The sequence below is a fragment of the Exiguobacterium aurantiacum genome (assembly GCF_001766415.1).
GTDB classification, from domain to species: Bacteria; Bacillota; Bacilli; order Exiguobacteriales; family Exiguobacteriaceae; genus Exiguobacterium; species Exiguobacterium aurantiacum_A.
The window spans coordinates 900,467-916,295 of sequence record NZ_MKXO01000001.1 but is presented as its reverse complement, the minus strand read 5'-3'; the positions used below and the strand labels follow the sequence as shown (position 1 = coordinate 916,295).

Here is a 15,829-nt window from a genome sequence, read left to right as displayed (position 1 = left end):
GTTAAGCGATGAGCCGGTTTGTACGCAATAAAAAGCTCATCATCACGCTGATCGGTATCATCTTATTTCTCGTCATTTTAGGGGTTTCGATTCGAGGACGGTCGGAATCCGCCTGGTACCAAGACGTCACGCGTGATGTGGTCGGAACGTTCCAACGGGTGTTCACGGTGCCGATCGGCTGGATGGATAGTACCGTGTCCTCGATTTCGAACGTCCGTGAAATTTATGAAGAGAACCGTGAATTGAAGCAACATTTGACGAAATACGCCGAAGTGTCCGTCGAAGCTGACGACCTGCGCCGTGAGAACGAGGAGTTGCGTCAAATGGTCGAGGCGGGCGAAAGCTCGCTCCGTGACTTTGATTTGATTCCGGCCGAGGTCATCGGGCGCACGCCGAACGACTGGCAGCGCTATGTGACGATCAACGTCGGGCAAGAACGCGGCGTTGAAAAAGGCATGGCCGTGACGGCCGCTGGCGGCATGGTCGGACGCGTCATTCAAACGAGCGCCTATACGTCACAAGTTCAGCTCCTGAGCGACAACAACCGGACGAACAACGTCTCGGCGGTCGTCAAAGATGCGGACGGTAAAGCGGCGTACGGAACGATCGACGGCTTCGACAGCGAGACGAACGAACTCTTTTTCACAAAGGTTTCGAACAGCGTCAAGTTGAAAGAAGGCGAGATCGTCTCGACGTCAGGGCTCGGCGGACGTTATCCGGCCGGTCTCGTCATCGGTAAGGTGAAGTCGATCGAGACCGATGAATATGGCGTGTCTCAAGTTGCCCGCATCACGCCAGAGGCGGACTTCAACGAGTTCTCGCAAATGTTTGTCATCGATCGAACGCTAGACGAACCGTTTTTGACGGGTCCCGAGGAAGGAGGAGCAGCGGGTGAGTAACATGAAAGTGTTCATCGCCCTGTTCCTCCTCTTTCTTATTGAAGGGACATGGGCTGCCATCTTTTCATGGCACTACGCGACGCCGTTCGTGTATTTGACGTTGATTGGGTTAATGTACGTCGGTTTGTATGGCCGGTTTGAGTCGGCACTCGGATTCGGTCTCGTATTCGGGTTGTTGTATGACATCGTCTACACCGACTTGCTCGGAATTTACTTATTTACTTTTTCACTCATTCCTCTCTTAGTCAGCTTCGTGTTAAAATATATAGGTGAGAACTTCTTCTCGGTCGTCATCACGTTCACGTTCATGATTCTCGTCTTCTCCTTCGGGATTTACGGTATCATGGCAGCGGTCGGTGGGACGACCATGACCATACAAACACTATTAGTTGAACAGATTCCAGGGACGCTCGTCGTCAATGTGATCGCCATCGCGATTCTTTATTATCCGATGACGCGATACGTGGCGGTGCGCCCTGTAGCGAAAAGAGGGTAGCCATGATGGAGCGTAAACGACACATTACGATAAAAGGACATCGCAACGGTATTGCAATCCACTTCAATCCACGGAGTGGCGTCGATGAGGTGCTCGGAGAGCTTGAGGCTACGTTACAAGAAATGGAGCCGCCCTCTGGGGAGATTGCACTCAAGTTGCACGCGGGTACTCGTTATTTGGACGAGGAGCTGTCACGTCAAATTCGTGAAGTCGTTGCTCGTCATGGCGTTTTTTATATCGAGGAGCTGTCGAGCGAGGTCATGTTGACCGAAGAGGCGAAAGCGACTTACGGGAAAAAGACGTTCCATTACCATAGCGGGACGATCCGCAGCGGGCAAGTGCTCTCATTTGAGGGTTCGGTGCTCATTATCGGCGACGTCAATCCGGGGTCTGAAGTTCGGGCGACAGGAAGTATCTATTGTTTAGGCACGATACGAGGAAATGTCCGGGCCGGTGTCGAAGGATGGGAGGACGCGGTCATTACCGCAAGTCTGTTGCATCCGCTGTTTCTAGCGATCGGTGAGCACGTGCTCACGCCAGACGACGATACCGAGATGCCAGAGATCGAGATGGGCTGCGCGTATCAGACGAATCATGGCATTGAAATGACGCGTCTCCGCCAAGTCATGACAGGGCTTAAAGACGCATATGCAATGGAATTACAGAGAGGGTGAGTTTGATGGAGCAAGTAGTAGAGCCTGTACATACAGCAAAAGAAGTGAAGAAAGGTCGGGCCATCGTCGTGACGTCGGGGAAAGGTGGCGTCGGCAAGACGACGACGACCGCTAACCTCGGGACGGGTCTCGCATTGTCCGGACACTCGGTCTGTCTCGTCGATACGGACATCGGTCTACGGAACTTGGATATCATCCTAGGACTCGACAACCGGAGCATCTATAACCTCGTCGACGTCATCAACGGGCAGTGCAAGCTGCACCAAGCGCTCGTCCGTGACAAACGGTTCGAAGAGATGTATCTGCTGCCGGCGGCCCAGTCAAAAGACAAGACGTCGGTCCAACCGGAGCAAGTCAAGGAGATCATCGACCAGTTGAAGACGGAATATGATTTCGTCTTGATCGATTGCCCGGCCGGTATCGAGCAAGGGTTCATGAACGCCATCGCCGGTGCCGACGAGGCTGTCGTCGTGACGACGCCTGAGAAGGCGGCCGTCCAAGACGCGGACCGCATCATCGGTATGCTCGAACAAGCGGAACACGTCGCGCCGCCTAAACTCATCGTCAACCGCGTGAAGAATCATCTCGTCGCATCGGGCGACATGCTCGACATCGATGACATCATGCGCATCCTGTCGATCGACCTGCTCGGCGTCGTCGTCGATGATGAAGAAGTCATCGCCGCGGCAAACCGAGGTGTCCCGGTGACGATGAACCCGGACAATAACGCCGGACAAGCGTATCGCAACATCACGCGCCGTATTCTCGGTGAGTCGGTGCCGCTCATGTCCATCCAGACGGACCAACAACCGACCGGATTTTGGGCACGATTGCTATTGAAGTTTGGAATGAAAAAAGCCTAAGGCAACGAAAGTTGCCTTTTTGTGTCGAAAGGAGTGCTCGTATGAAACTCATCTATGAACGGACCCCGTCGATCGAGCGGGCCATGCTCGTCGACGGCGAGCGTCTGCTTGAAGTCGAGGAGCGCTTTGTCGACCAGCTCTCGGTCGGGACGATCCTTGAAGCTGCGATCGAGCGGATCCATCCGTCACTCGGCGCCGCTTTCCTCGTCAACGGCGAGACGACGTTTTTCTTGCCGATCGCCGAGACGCTCCGGGCGCTCGCTGTCTACCCGGAAGTACTGGGCATCGGTCAGGCGGCCGTCGTCGGGGAGAAACGTCTCGTCCAAGTGACGAAAGAGGGCATCGGGGGTAAGCACCACAAAGTGACCGAGAACATTCGGTTCGGAGGGCGCTATCTCGTCTACTTCCCGTATGGACGGCGGCAGTTGTTCAGCCGTAAGCTCGACCTCGCTACGCAGGACCGGTTATCGAAAGTGTTCACGCTCAATGAGGCGGAAGGTGTGTTGTTCCGGACCGAATCAGGACAAGCCAGTCCTGAGGCGCTTCGCGAGGAGCTGGCCTTGTTGCGGGCCCGGGCTACTGACGTCGAGACGGCGCGCCGCGGTCAAGACGAACTGCTCTGTGAGCAGTTCGTCCGGCGCCATTCGGTCGAGTCGGTACTGTTGAACGATAAAGAGGCGCAAGAGCGTTTGAAGCGGCTCGACGTCCCGGTCGAACGCCACGTCGGCAAGGGCCGGATGAAAGAAGCCGCGCGTTTAGACACAGCGATCGAGAAGCTCGAGAACCGTGTCGTCTGGCTCGAAGGCGGGTCTTACGTCTTGGTCGAACAAGTCGAGACGATGACCGTCATCGACGTCAACAGCGGCAAGAACGTCGCCGTTAAAGATAAAGGGCGCGCCGCCGACACGATCAATGAGGCAGCGCTGTATGCGATTATGGAACAGCTCCGCCTGCGCAATATCGGCGGCATGGTCGTCATCGACTTTTTACGCGGATCAAAAGACGGACAAGACCGACTTTTGAAACGAATGAAAGAACTCGGGGCCCGTGACCCACGTCGTGTCGAAGTGTACGGCTTCACACGGATGGGATTGTTCGAACTATCGCGCGAGCGGACCGGACGTTCAATTCAAGACCGGATGACGTATAACGGTTCACCGTCAAAGCTGGCCGTGTTCTCACGGCTTGAGCGCACGCTCATGGAGCTAGACGGAAAACAGGAGGCGGTCGTACTGTCGCTACCGGCGAAGTGGCAAGGCGGGGTCTGGGACGCGTCAGGTCTTCATGTGTTCTTTATAGAAGGAGAGCCCGACGTCGCTTTTCATGGTACACTCGAGGAATGTGAGAACTTCGTATCTCGTCATTGACAAGCTTCGCGCGAGAGTGGTAATATCTATAACGTTAGTTCGTTTGGAAGCACCCAAATGGCTACAACCGCACAGAACGGGTTGAAACGGTTTCGCCCTGCCCTGGATGGCGAGTCTGAGTTTAATAAGGAGGTGCACGTATATGTACGCAATCATCAAAACTGGTGGTAAGCAAATCAAAGTTGAAGCAGGTCAAGAGATCTACATCGAAAAACTCGATGCTGATGTCGAGGGTACTGTAGAATTCGGTGAAGTTCTTTTCGTTGGTGGTGACGATGTTAAAGTCGGAGCTCCATTCGTAGAGGGCGCTAAAGTAGTAGCAACTGTCGTTAAACACGGTCGCGCGAAAAAGATCACTGTCTTCAAAATGAAAGCTAAGAAAAACTACCGTCGTAAGCAAGGTCACCGTCAGCCTTACACGAAAGTTCGCATCGAGAAAATCGAAGCGTAATTTCTATGATTCAAGTAACGGTCAGACGAGACGAGACGAAGTCGATTCGTTCCGTCGAAGTGACAGGTCACGCCAACTTTGCTGAACCCGGTTCTGACTTAGTGTGTGCCGGCGTTTCCGCTATCATTTTTGGGGCGTATAACGCTGTTGAGGTACTCGCAGGCCAGTCGCTTCTTGTAGAAATGGCAGACAAAACAGAGGGTGGTTACTTTTATGTCGAGACATATCCTGAACTATCACCGCAGGATATGACTCGCACCCAGCTGTTATTAGAAGGGATGCTCGTGCAACTAGACACGATCGCCCAAAGTTACGGTGATTATATCCAAATTGAACAATAGGAGGTGGACCTCATGTTACAATTGAACCTTCAGTTCTTCGCATCGAAAAAAGGAGTTGGATCGACTAAAAACGGTCGTGACTCGATTTCGAAACGCCTCGGCGCTAAACGCGCTGACGGACAGACAGTTTCAGCTGGATCGATTCTCTACCGTCAACGCGGTACGAAAATTCACCCAGGTGAAAACGTCGGCCGTGGTGGCGACGACACATTGTTTGCTAAAGTTGACGGCGTAGTACGCTTCGAGCGTCTTGGTCGCGACAAGAAACAAGTGAGCGTTTACCCAGTTGCGTAAGTAGAACCACGCAAAAGACTCTAGCCACTTATTTGGTTAGAGTCTTTTTTACTAGGAGAGGATCAAATGGACTCACAGGCAACGCTGAAATTATTATCGACCGTCCGTCACGAATGGATGAATCGGCTTCAGATGATCTCCTTGTATGCGGCGCTCGAGCCTGATAGACTCGAGGAGCTGTACGAACGTTATCGTCAGCACGCCGACGAGGAGAGTGCGCTCGTTCGCTTAAATATGCCGGCGACTAGTCTCGTCATCATACAGGCGAATTGGGAAGGGCGGTTGACCTATAAGGTATCGACCGACCGTGCGTCGTTGGACGACGCACGCGTGGCGGATAAACTTGTCCGTCTTCTGTCAGGAACGGATGGACCGATTCATGTGACGTTCACGGACGGACTGGCGGTTCGCGTCTTCGGCAACGTGCCGGGAGATGTGTTCACGTCAGACGAAGTGCACGAACAGACTGTAGAATGTTCTACGTTTCGTTTAAAAGGAGGGAATTAAATGTTTGTCGATCAGGTGAATATTTTTGTAAAAGCTGGAGACGGTGGTAAAGGAATGGTCGCGTTCCGCCGCGAGAAGTATGTTCCAGATGGTGGACCAGCAGGTGGTGACGGTGGTCACGGTGGCGACGTCGTCTTTGAAGTAGAAGAAGGATTACGGACGCTCGTTGATTTCCGCTTCTCGAAGAAGTTCATCGCCTATAACGGTGAAAAAGGAATGTCGAAAGGGATGCACGGACGTAAAGCGAAGCCGCTCGTCGTCAAAGTCCCGCCAGGCACAATCGTCTTCGATTCAGTGACGGATACTGTCATTGCCGACCTTACCGAGCACGGCCAACGGGCCACGATCGCTAAAGGCGGCCGCGGTGGACGCGGAAACTGTCGATTTGCGACACCGTCGAACCCGGCACCAGAAATCGCTGAAAACGGGGAACCAGGCCAAGAGCGCGAGTTGCGTCTTGAACTGAAACTCCTCGCCGACGTCGGTCTTGTCGGATTCCCGTCAGTGGGGAAATCGACGCTCTTGTCGGTCGTCTCATCGGCACGTCCGAAAATCGGAGCGTACCACTTCACGACGATCACACCGAACCTCGGTGTCGTCAAAACAGCTGACGACCGTGACTTCGTCATGGCCGACCTTCCTGGACTTATCGAAGGTGCGAGCCAAGGCGTCGGTCTCGGTCACCAGTTCTTGCGTCATATCGAACGGACGAAAGTCATCGTCCATATGATCGATATGAGCGGGATCGAAGGACGTGACCCGTTCGAAGACTACACGACGATCAACCGTGAGCTCGAGTCGTACAATTTACGTCTCCTCGAGCGTCCACAGATCGTCGTCGCCAACAAGATGGATATGCCGGATGCGCCAGAACTTCTTAAAGAGTTCCAACAGAAAGTCGGCGATGACGTCAAAGTCTTCCCGATCTCGGCACTCGCGAAAGAAGGACTTCGCAACTTGCTCATCGAAGTAGCTAATCTCGTCGACGCGACACCTGAATTCCCACTTGAAGAGCTTGAAGCGAAAACGGCCACACCACGTGTCGTCTATCGTTACGAGAAGGAAGAGAAAGGGTATCAGATTCATGTCGATGAGTACCAACGCTTCGTGATCACGGGGCCGCGCATCGAGAAGCTATTCAAGATGACGAACTTCGATCACGATGACTCGATCAAACGATTCGCCCGTCAGATGCGTCAAATGGGCGTCGATGAGGACCTTCGTAAGCTAGGTGCTCAAGATGGCGACGTCGTTGCGATCTCTGATTTTGAATTCGAATTTGTCGAATAATTTTTTAAAATAAGAAATGGAGTGTGAAGTAAACGTGGACCCTGTGCCCTCGTCTAGTTTAATTCTTTATGCAGTTTTGATTCTTTTGTCAGCTTTCTTCTCTTCAGCAGAGACCGCGCTCTCAAGCGTTAACCGTGTCCGGATGATCCGGATGGCCGAAGACGGGGACAAGGGCGCGAAACGCGTCCTTCACCTCGTCGATCGGTTTGACGATACGCTCTCGACGATCCTCGTCGGGAACAACGTTGTCAACATCGGTTCAGCGACCGTAGCGACGGCAATCGCCACGTCAATCTTTAGTGGCGGGACGGGACTTTTAGTCTCGACGTTCGCAACGACGGTGCTCATCTTAATCTTCGGTGAGATCTTGCCGAAGTCACTTGCGAAAGAGTTTGCGGAGAAGTATTCGCTCTTAATTAGCGGAACGCTCGTCTTCCTCGTCAAAGTGCTGAAACCGATCACGATTGTGTTCACCGGTCTCAAGCGCTTGACGCTTCGCATGATCGGAATGGCCGACAAAGAACCGTCGGTGACGGAAGAAGAGTTGAAAGTGCTCGTCGATATGGGAGAAGAGGAAGGTGTGCTCGGAGAGACCGAGGCTGAACTCGTCCACAGCGCCTTCGCGTTCAATGACATCACCGTCGATGACGTGTTGACACCGCGAATCGACATTCTCGCCGTCGACATCGACGATACGCTCGAAGAGATCAAAGACACGATCTTTAGCGGGGGGCACTCCCGTCTCCCGGTTTATAAAGACTCGATTGACAACGTCATCGGGGTGTTGTCGGAACGTGACTTCCTTCGCTCGATGATGCGAGATGAAGTGACAGATGTGCGGGCGCTCATCCGTCCGCTCACGTACGTGTCACCGCAGACGAAATTGATCGAACTGCTCCCGATCCTGCAGCAAAAACAATCACACATGGCTATCGTGCTCGATGAGTTTGGTGGGACGGCTGGTCTCATCACGCTCGAAGATATGCTTGAAGAGCTCGTCGGCGATATTTGGGACGAGCACGACGAATCGATCGTCTACTTAAGACGGCTTCGAGACGGCGTATACGAGTGTATGGCCGACATGGACGTCGATCAGTTCGCTGACGAGATGGGAATCAAAGAACCTGAAATAGACTCGAATACAATGGGTGGATGGATCGTCGAGCTGCTCGGCGACATCCCAGAGAAAGGTGCGCGTGTCACATACCAGGACATGACGTTCACCGTTCTCCACGTCGAAAAACGACGCATTCGCAAACTGTTAGTCGAAACGAGTCAATCCGAATCGGCTGAACAGGCATAAGAAAAGGAGATCGCCACGTGGCGATCTCCTTTTTGTTTAGACAGTATGGTGGCGCTCGACGCGCTCGAGCAACTCGTAAGGACGAACCTTGTAGATTGCGTGCGGGATGTACGTCGGGTCGATCGCATCAATGAGACGCATCTGGAAGTGGTCACGTTTGATGTAGTCCGACACGTTCGACGCATCGATCGGGAAGAAGCCGACCTCGTGTGTCTCGCCTGCTTGCGGACGAAGGTCGCCCGAGACGTAACGCCCATGGAACGAGACGCAGAGGACGCGTGACGACACGTTTTGATAGATCCCGATGATGCCGTCGATCTCGATGTCGGCCCCGGTCTCTTCTTTCACTTCACGATGAATCGCATCGATGATCGATTCGTGTTCTTCGACCTGTCCGCCCGGCATCTCGTACGTGTCGCTCCGGTGCGTGTTTTTGACGAGCAGCACCTCGCCGTCATCGTTCGTGATGTAGGCGGTCACGGAGACGATCGTGCGCGGCGGGGTGTAGTGCCCGGTCGGCATCATGAACTCTTCGCTCGACTTGATGTACAAGTCTTTCCCGAGACGGGCCCGCTTCTTCATCGCCTCGCGACGGAGTGCGCTCGAGCGGTAATCGCGTTCGACTTGTTCGTAGTGCTCACGGTCGCGGTATTCCCAAAGTGCCATGACCTCGGTTTGGTCCTCGGTCACCCAACGGCCGACGAGCCGTGCGCCGTGCGATACCTGAATCGGATACAGGTATGTATGGAAAAACTCAGTGAATTCTTGCAAGCGTTCGGGACGGATCGTATACGTTTTTCGACGATGGAACATGAAAATTCCTCCTTTGACGGTTGCTGTCTCTGTGCTTTAGAAATAGATTGATTTCCTCACTATGACGTATTCGCCATACGTATCAGTTTACCCTCTATTTAAAAAAAGTCAGCCCGAACTTTTGTTCAGGCTGACTTTTTCATGAAGTTCGGATGTGAGCGGATATAGCGGGCGACAAAGAAGATGCCGATGCCGAGACCGATATAAGGAAACAGGCCGTGTGTGTATTCGCCGATGTATCGCCAATTACTGCCGAGCATCATGCCGACTTTGACGAAGACGAACGACCAGACCGCGAAGACGATCGTTGTCATCGTCAGGAATTTACGGAACGACAACCGCATCACGCCGGCGCTGATGGCGAACAATTGACGCCAAATCACACTGAGGCAGACGATCCACGCCCCGTATTTCTCAAACCACGACTCGGCTTGAAGCTGTTTCTCCTGCTTGATCCGAAACGAGCGATACAATCGCAGGGCGACTGGTCGTCCGCCGTACCGGCCAATCCCATACAACGCGACTTGGGACACGACGAAAGCCGACCAAGCGAGCAAAAAGATGAACAGGAATGACGCGTCAAGGGAACCGACGAGATAACCGCCGTATGCGAGGACGAGCTCGTTTGGGATGACTTGGATGAAGATGCCGAGCGGGATACTGAAGACGCCGCATCCGGCCAAGAGTTGCTCGAGGAAGTGCCACATGACAGATCACTCCTTTCAATACGTAGTAGGGAATTTGTTCCATCCATCAGTATAACGGACAAACTAGGAAAGCAAAAGAAAAGATGTCACAAAGGCGTGACATCTTTTAGTCGAGTTCGGAAACGAGCACGCCGAGGCGCTCAAGTTCAGAGACGGCGGCATCAATCGCGTCCGCACTGTCGGCTTCGAGCGTGTGAATGTGCAGCCCACCTGTCAAATGGGACAGTGGGGCAGCCTGGTTGGCCTCGACGCGTTCGAGGAAGGCTCGAACGTCGCGCCGGCTCTTCACCATCAGCTGACCAGTCAACGACCCGTAGACGGGGTGGTCGATGATGACGTCACGAATCGTGACACCTTCGTCGACGATGGCGTTCATCTCGGCTTCCATGTCCTCGGCTTCGTGCCGACAGACGACTTTTCGTGTGTAGGCGGACGGTGACGCCTCGCCGGGTAGATAGACGTAGCCGCGGGCGGTCGCGACGATTTGGTGGCCTTTCGCCTTCAAGAGCGACAAGTCTTGGACGATGACTTGGCGGCTGACCGCGACGCGGCGGGCGAGCTCGGAACCGGTGATCGGTTCCGTACTCGCTTCAATCAATTCCAATAAAGTGCGCCGGCGTTCTTCACCGGCTAAACGTTTGTTCATGGTGTTCAACTCTCCTTGCTAAAGTGACGATGGCATCGGCGAGTGCCGCCGTGGCTTCGGCGGTTGTCTGTTCGCCGAAGGAAATTCGGACGAGCCCGTGGCAGGCGCTCGTCTCATAGCCGAGTGATTCGAGCATGCGGTTCGGTCCGTTTTGACCGGCCCGGCAAGCCGAGCCGGCCGACACTTGGAAGCCGAGTGCGTCGAGTTCGGTCATCCACCATTGGCCGTCTCGTTTGTCCGAGACGAATGAGAGGATGGCCGGACTTTGGTCGTCGAACTCGAGCCAGTCAACATGTGACGATGTCTTCTCTTTCAAGATAGCACGAAACGCTAAGAAATTTCTTTCGTGACGTGTCCGATTCTCGTGCCGATTGGTGAACGCCTTGACGAACGCAGAGATGCCGGGCACGTCGATCGTCCCGGGACGGATGCCGTACTGATGGTGACCCGGGTAGTAGGGGGGAGGCAATAGACGTTCCATATAGAGACCGCCGACCCCTTTCGGCCCGCCGACTTTATGGGCGCTGAACGAGTAAGCGTCGATCCCGTCGACCGAGACCGGTATTTTTCCGAGCGCTTGTACTCCGTCGATATGGAGCAGTACTTTCTTATATTTAAGTTTACAGAGGATGTTATGGAGCGGCAAAACCCAGCCGGTGTCGGAGTTGACGTGCTGAAACGTGACGAGTCCGATATCACGATCGAGCAAGTGGAGGAACTTGTCGTGGTCGAACTGGCCGTCTTTCAGCTTGAGGCGATGGACGATCACACCTTCAGCTTCCCACTCGTCGAGTAGGAGCGAGACCGAGTCGTGCTCTTGCCAGGACGTGATGACCTCGCTGCCTTTCATGCGTTTGCGCAGACTCGTCAGCGCGATGTAATTGCTTTCCGAGCCGCTCCCGGTAAACAACAGCTTCCCTCTCAGCATATCGAGACCGAGCGCCTGCTTGACGAGCCGGCGCGCCTCTGTCAAATAGTCCTCGGCTATGAACCCATGCGTATGAAGCGACGAGGGATTGCCGGGGACGCCTTTGGCCATGGCGACGTAATGGTCAAGGGCGGCTTGGGTCATCGGGTGTGTCGCCGCGTAGTCAAAGTAACCGTTCATCGAAGTATCCCCTTTTCTCATGTTGTCTTCTTCACAAAATTATGCGAAACTAGTTTACAAGTCAACATTACATATGAAATACAGGTGATATACAGATGTCTTTACAGTTAAAACAAGTCGATGTTTTGATTATCGGGGCGGGGTTGGCCGGGGTCACGGTGGCACTCCATTTGCCGGAGACGTACCGCATCCTCCTCGTCTCAAAACGTGACGTGACCGCCTCGAACTCTGACCTCGCCCAAGGCGGGATCGCGAGTTCATATTTGGAGCCGTCGAGTCTCGATCACGCACACGATACGCTCGTCGCTTCCAAGATGACGGCGCAAGCGGACCGGGTCGTCACGCTCGTCGAGGACGGCCGTGGTGTCGTTTCAGAGATGGAGCGGTTCGGTGTCGCGTTCGACCGGGACGAGTCCGGGTATAAGATCGGCCGAGAAGGCGCCCACGGGAAACATCGGATCTACCACGTCGGAGGTGACGAGACCGGACGTCATGTGATGACCGCGTTACGGGAACGGCTCCCGCAAAACGTTGAAGTGATGGAACACGTCTTGATCGACGGACTGACAAAAACGGGCGGCCGAGTCGTCGGTGCGACCGGTTTCCAAGGTGACGAACGAATCCATATTCAAGCGGGCGCGGTCGTCTTGGCGACAGGTGGCATCGGCGGGCTCGTCGATTGGACGTCGAACTGTCGGGCCGTGACGGGGGATGGACTCGTCTTGGCGAGCGCTGCCGGTGCCGAACTTTCCAACTTGACCGAGATCCAGTTTCATCCGACACTGCTAGCGGTCGAGACGCCGCACCTCGTGACCGAGGCGCTACGAGGTGCGGGCGCGGAACTCGTCGATGAGGACGGGTGTCACGTGATGCGGCACCATCCGCTAGGCAGTCTGGCGCCCCGTGATGAAGTGGCGGCCGTGCTCACGCGTCACTGCGGCCCGGTCTATCTCGATACGAGTCGCGTCAAAGACATTGCGGCCCGGTTCCCGAAATTGTGGGCGACGTGTCAGGCCGAACGGATCGACGTCGCTCGCATCCCGGTCCGGCCGGGTCTGCATTTTCATATGGGCGGGGTGCGGGTCGATGAAACCGGGTCGACGGGTGTGGCCGGGCTTTACGCGGTCGGTGAAGTCGCCGACACGGGTGTTCACGGGATGAATCGCTTGGCGTCGAATTCACTACTTGAATGCTGGGTGTTCGGAAAGCGTGTCGCCGCATCGGTGCGACTTGAAGAAGGGCCGTTCACGGTGACTGAAGTGACCGCTTATGAGTTATCGAAGGAGACGTTTCAAGCTTATCGTCAGCGATTAGGCAACTGGCTGACAATCTCGCCTGGGTTTGGAGAAATGAGAAGTTTCTTAGAAAATACCCAACAACTGGCACGGACGAAACACGTGACAAGACAATTGGCAGAACGAACATTACAACTTGAGGCGGGCCGGATTTTAGCACGCGCCTTTATGAGAACGGAGGAGTTCCATGAACAGAACATTACTGCGCGAACAGCTCACACAATTTCTAAATGAGGATATCGGATTTGGAGACGCCTCGAGCGCGCTCATCGACCCGATCGACGTGGCGACAGCCGTCGTCACCGCCAAGGCGGACGGGGTCTTCGCCGGTGTTGACGTCGTGATGGAACTCGCGGCGATGCAACGGCTCGTCGTCGAACAGTGCCGTGACGATGGGACGGATTTGAAAAAAGGGGACGTCATGTTCGCTTTGCGCGGTAAGACGCGGACGATCCTCGAGACGGAACGGATACTGCTCAACCTCGTGCAACATATGTGCGGCATCGCCACGCTGACAAGGCGCTGTGTCGAGGCGCTCGCCGACCCATCGATCCGGGTCACCGACACGCGGAAGACGACGCCGGGACTGCGGATGCTTGAAAAATACGCCGTTCGATGTGGTGGGGGGTACAACCATCGGCTGCGTCTCGACGATGCCGTCATGATCAAAGACAACCACATTGCGGCACTCGGGGGCATCACGCGGGCCATCGAAACGGCGAGAGCTCAAAACGGGCACACGACACCGATCGAAGTCGAGGTCGAGACGATCGAGCAGTTGCGTGAGGCGATCGTGGCAAGTCCTGACATCATCATGCTCGATAACCGGTCACCGGAAGAGTTGAAGGCGTGGGTTGCGCTCGTGCCGTCCCACATCACGACGGAAGCGTCGGGCGGGATCACCGTCGACACGATCGCCGCCTACCGCGGGACGGGCGTCGACGTCATCTCGGTCGGACAGTTGACGCATTCGGTGACGGCTCTCGATTGCAGCTTAAATCTTAAAGGCGGGGTCAAATATGCAGTTACTCGGAACGATGCCAGCGCAATACGCTAATATGACGATCGAACAGATGGAAGCTCGGATCGAAGCCATTAAAGCACGGCTCGGCAGCCGGCTGTTTCTACCGGCACATCACTATCAAAAGGATGAGGTCGTCCAGTTCGCGGACGCGACCGGAGATTCGCTCCAGCTCGCACGACTCGCCGAACAAATGAATGGGGCCGAGTTTATCGTCTTTTGCGGCGTCCATTTCATGGCCGAGACGGCCGACATGCTGACACGCGACGACCAACTCGTCATCTTGCCGGACATGCGGGCCGGTTGTTCGATGGCAGATATGGCCGATATCGACCAGACCGAGATTGCTTGGGAGGAATTGACCGACTTGTTCGGTGACGACATCATCCCGATCACGTATGTCAATTCGACGGCAGCCATCAAGGCGTTCGTCGGAAAGAACGGCGGCGCGACCGTCACGTCGTCAAACGCAAACGACATCGTCCGTTGGGCGCTCGAGACTGGCGAACGGATTATGTTCTTGCCAGATCAACACTTAGGGCGCAACACGGCGTTTGATCTCGGTGTGCCGCTGGCGGCGATGGCCGTCTGGGACCCGCTTCGTGAGCGTCTCGACTACGAGGGCGACATCGAAGACGTACGGGTCATCCTCTGGAAAGGGCATTGTTCGGTCCACGAGAAGTTCAATGTCGCCCAAATCGAGGCGTTGCGGAAGCATGACCCGGAACGACGCATCATCGTCCATCCCGAGTGTACGTTTGACGTCGTGCAGGCGGCGGACGAGGCCGGGTCGACATCCTACATCATCGACCAGATCGAGGCGAGCGCTCCGGGGACGAAGTGGGCCGTCGGGACGGAGATGAACTTGGTCAATCGACTAGCAATGACGCATCCCGAGCAAGACATCGTCTCCCTCAACCCGTACATGTGTCCGTGTCTGACGATGAACCGCATCGATTTGCCGCATCTGTTGTGGGCGCTCGAGTCGCTCGAGACGGATCCGGTCAACATCATTCGTGTCGATGAGGAAACGACGAAATGGGCAACGCTCGCCCTTGAGCGGATGTTAGCGAGATAACGGACAGGCGATCGCCTGTCCTTTTTTCACGACGTTTTCTATGGTACAATGAATGCAGTTTTCCTATGAAGAGGAGATAACAAAGTGATTGAATTCGTAAAAGGATCCGTCGCCTACGTGTGTGCGGAATATATAACGTTGGATGTTTCGGGCGTCGGCTACAAAGTACATGTGCCTAACCCGTTTTTTTATCGTGAACAAGACGAACATGTAATCGTGTTTACGCACCATTACGTCAGAGAAGATCAACAGACGCTGTACGGTTTCCGGTCACGCCGGGAGCGGGAACTGTTCAATAAACTGCTCGGCGTCAACGGCATCGGACCGAAAGGCGCGCTCGCCATCGTCGCCTCGGGCGACATGGACGCGTTGATTGACGCGATCGAGACCGAGAACGAGAAGTACTTGATGAAGTTCCCGGGCGTCGGCAAGAAGACGGCCAAACAAATGGCGCTCGATTTAAAAGGGAAGTTGTCAGAGCTCGCACCGGACTATGTGCCGAACACAGGCCTGTTCGCACAAGGCTCGTCAGAACTTGACGAAGCGTGTGAAGCGCTCGCCGCCCTCGGTTATTCGGAACGTGAAATCACACGTGTCCGCAAAGAACTGAATTCAGAAATATTGACGACAGACGCTTACATAAAGCGCGCCCTGCAATTGTTGTTGAAATAAGGAG

The 15,829-nt window shown here is 54.7% G+C and carries 19 protein-coding genes and 1 other annotated feature; of the genes, 15 read left to right on the top strand and 4 right to left on the bottom strand.

The window, feature by feature from the left end:
* Nucleotides 1–8 precede the first annotated feature (8 nt).
* The 11 genes from mreC (at nucleotide 9) to BJU60_RS04635 (ending at nucleotide 8,485) form a co-directional block, all read left to right on the top strand.
* Nucleotides 9–899, top strand: a complete 891-nt coding sequence (gene mreC, locus BJU60_RS04685) for a rod shape-determining protein MreC (protein ID WP_070327696.1) — start codon at nucleotides 9–11, stop codon at nucleotides 897–899.
* A 1-nt stretch (nucleotide 900) separates the two neighbouring features.
* On the top strand, nucleotides 901–1,395 hold the full coding sequence (mreD, locus tag BJU60_RS04680; protein WP_083274026.1) for a rod shape-determining protein MreD: 495 nt from the start codon (nucleotides 901–903) through the stop codon (nucleotides 1,393–1,395).
* Between the two features lie 5 nt (nucleotides 1,396–1,400).
* The gene (locus tag BJU60_RS04675; RefSeq protein WP_236633412.1) at nucleotides 1,401–2,069 is read left to right on the top strand and encodes a septum site-determining protein MinC; all 669 of its coding nucleotides are present in this window, start codon (nucleotides 1,401–1,403) and stop codon (nucleotides 2,067–2,069) included.
* A 5-nt stretch (nucleotides 2,070–2,074) separates the two neighbouring features.
* Nucleotides 2,075–2,932: a septum site-determining protein MinD gene (gene minD / locus BJU60_RS04670; RefSeq protein WP_070327693.1), complete on the top strand. Its 858-nt coding sequence runs from the start codon at nucleotides 2,075–2,077 to the stop codon at nucleotides 2,930–2,932.
* Between the two features lie 41 nt (nucleotides 2,933–2,973).
* The gene (locus tag BJU60_RS04665) at nucleotides 2,974–4,299 is read left to right on the top strand and encodes a ribonuclease E/G (protein WP_070327692.1); all 1,326 of its coding nucleotides are present in this window, start codon (nucleotides 2,974–2,976) and stop codon (nucleotides 4,297–4,299) included.
* 55 nt (nucleotides 4,300–4,354) lie between these two features.
* Nucleotides 4,355–4,426: a sequence feature (ribosomal protein L21 leader region), on the top strand.
* Between the two features lie 15 nt (nucleotides 4,427–4,441).
* A complete protein-coding gene (gene rplU / locus BJU60_RS04660; protein ID WP_070327691.1) occupies nucleotides 4,442–4,750 on the top strand; it encodes a 50S ribosomal protein L21 in 309 nt (102 codons plus the stop codon).
* A gap of 5 nt (nucleotides 4,751–4,755) precedes the next feature.
* On the top strand, nucleotides 4,756–5,091 hold the full coding sequence (locus tag BJU60_RS04655) for a ribosomal-processing cysteine protease Prp (RefSeq protein ID WP_070327690.1): 336 nt from the start codon (nucleotides 4,756–4,758) through the stop codon (nucleotides 5,089–5,091).
* Nucleotides 5,092–5,103: 12 nt separating this feature from the next.
* A complete protein-coding gene (gene rpmA / locus BJU60_RS04650) occupies nucleotides 5,104–5,385 on the top strand; it encodes a 50S ribosomal protein L27 (RefSeq protein ID WP_016508537.1) in 282 nt (93 codons plus the stop codon).
* A 66-nt stretch (nucleotides 5,386–5,451) separates the two neighbouring features.
* On the top strand, nucleotides 5,452–5,892 hold the full coding sequence (locus tag BJU60_RS04645) for a Spo0B domain-containing protein (protein WP_070327689.1): 441 nt from the start codon (nucleotides 5,452–5,454) through the stop codon (nucleotides 5,890–5,892).
* Entirely contained in the window at nucleotides 5,893–7,182 is a 1,290-nt protein-coding gene (gene obgE, locus BJU60_RS04640; protein ID WP_070327688.1) for a GTPase ObgE, read from the top strand. It begins immediately after the preceding gene.
* Nucleotides 7,183–7,198: 16 nt separating this feature from the next.
* Nucleotides 7,199–8,485 carry a hemolysin family protein gene (locus BJU60_RS04635; RefSeq protein ID WP_070327687.1) on the top strand — a complete coding sequence of 429 codons (1,287 nt, stop codon included), beginning with the start codon at nucleotides 7,199–7,201 and terminating at the stop codon, nucleotides 8,483–8,485.
* Between the two features lie 36 nt (nucleotides 8,486–8,521).
* On the opposite strand, the gene BJU60_RS04630 is transcribed toward BJU60_RS04635, so the two are convergent.
* From BJU60_RS04630 to BJU60_RS04615, 4 genes are all read right to left on the bottom strand, one after another.
* Nucleotides 8,522–9,298, bottom strand: coding sequence for an NUDIX domain-containing protein (locus BJU60_RS04630; RefSeq protein ID WP_070327686.1), 777 nt, complete (start codon nucleotides 9,296–9,298; stop codon nucleotides 8,522–8,524).
* A 125-nt stretch (nucleotides 9,299–9,423) separates the two neighbouring features.
* On the bottom strand, nucleotides 9,424–10,005 hold the full coding sequence (locus tag BJU60_RS04625; protein WP_070327685.1) for a DedA family protein: 582 nt from the start codon (nucleotides 10,003–10,005) through the stop codon (nucleotides 9,424–9,426).
* 106 nt (nucleotides 10,006–10,111) lie between these two features.
* Nucleotides 10,112–10,651 carry a transcription repressor NadR gene (locus tag BJU60_RS04620; RefSeq protein WP_070327684.1) on the bottom strand — a complete coding sequence of 180 codons (540 nt, stop codon included), beginning with the start codon at nucleotides 10,649–10,651 and terminating at the stop codon, nucleotides 10,112–10,114.
* Nucleotides 10,629–11,759, bottom strand: coding sequence for a cysteine desulfurase family protein (locus BJU60_RS04615; protein ID WP_254281638.1), 1,131 nt, complete (start codon nucleotides 11,757–11,759; stop codon nucleotides 10,629–10,631). The genes BJU60_RS04620 and BJU60_RS04615 overlap by 23 nt, the downstream gene beginning before the upstream one ends.
* A gap of 95 nt (nucleotides 11,760–11,854) precedes the next feature.
* On the opposite strand from BJU60_RS04615, the gene BJU60_RS04610 reads away from it, so the two are divergent.
* The 4 genes from BJU60_RS04610 to ruvA all read left to right on the top strand — a co-directional run bounded on the left by BJU60_RS04610 (nucleotide 11,855) and on the right by ruvA (nucleotide 15,825).
* Entirely contained in the window at nucleotides 11,855–13,288 is a 1,434-nt protein-coding gene (locus BJU60_RS04610; RefSeq protein WP_254281637.1) for an L-aspartate oxidase, read from the top strand.
* A complete protein-coding gene (gene nadC, locus BJU60_RS04605) occupies nucleotides 13,242–14,111 on the top strand; it encodes a carboxylating nicotinate-nucleotide diphosphorylase (RefSeq protein ID WP_070327682.1) in 870 nt (289 codons plus the stop codon). The genes BJU60_RS04610 and nadC overlap by 47 nt, the downstream gene beginning before the upstream one ends.
* The gene (gene nadA / locus BJU60_RS04600; RefSeq protein ID WP_070327681.1) at nucleotides 14,074–15,153 is read left to right on the top strand and encodes a quinolinate synthase NadA; all 1,080 of its coding nucleotides are present in this window, start codon (nucleotides 14,074–14,076) and stop codon (nucleotides 15,151–15,153) included. Before nadC ends, nadA begins: the two co-directional genes overlap by 38 nt.
* 84 nt (nucleotides 15,154–15,237) lie before the next feature.
* On the top strand, nucleotides 15,238–15,825 hold the full coding sequence (ruvA, locus tag BJU60_RS04595) for a Holliday junction branch migration protein RuvA (RefSeq protein WP_070327680.1): 588 nt from the start codon (nucleotides 15,238–15,240) through the stop codon (nucleotides 15,823–15,825).
* The last annotated feature ends 4 nt before the right edge of the window (nucleotides 15,826–15,829 follow it).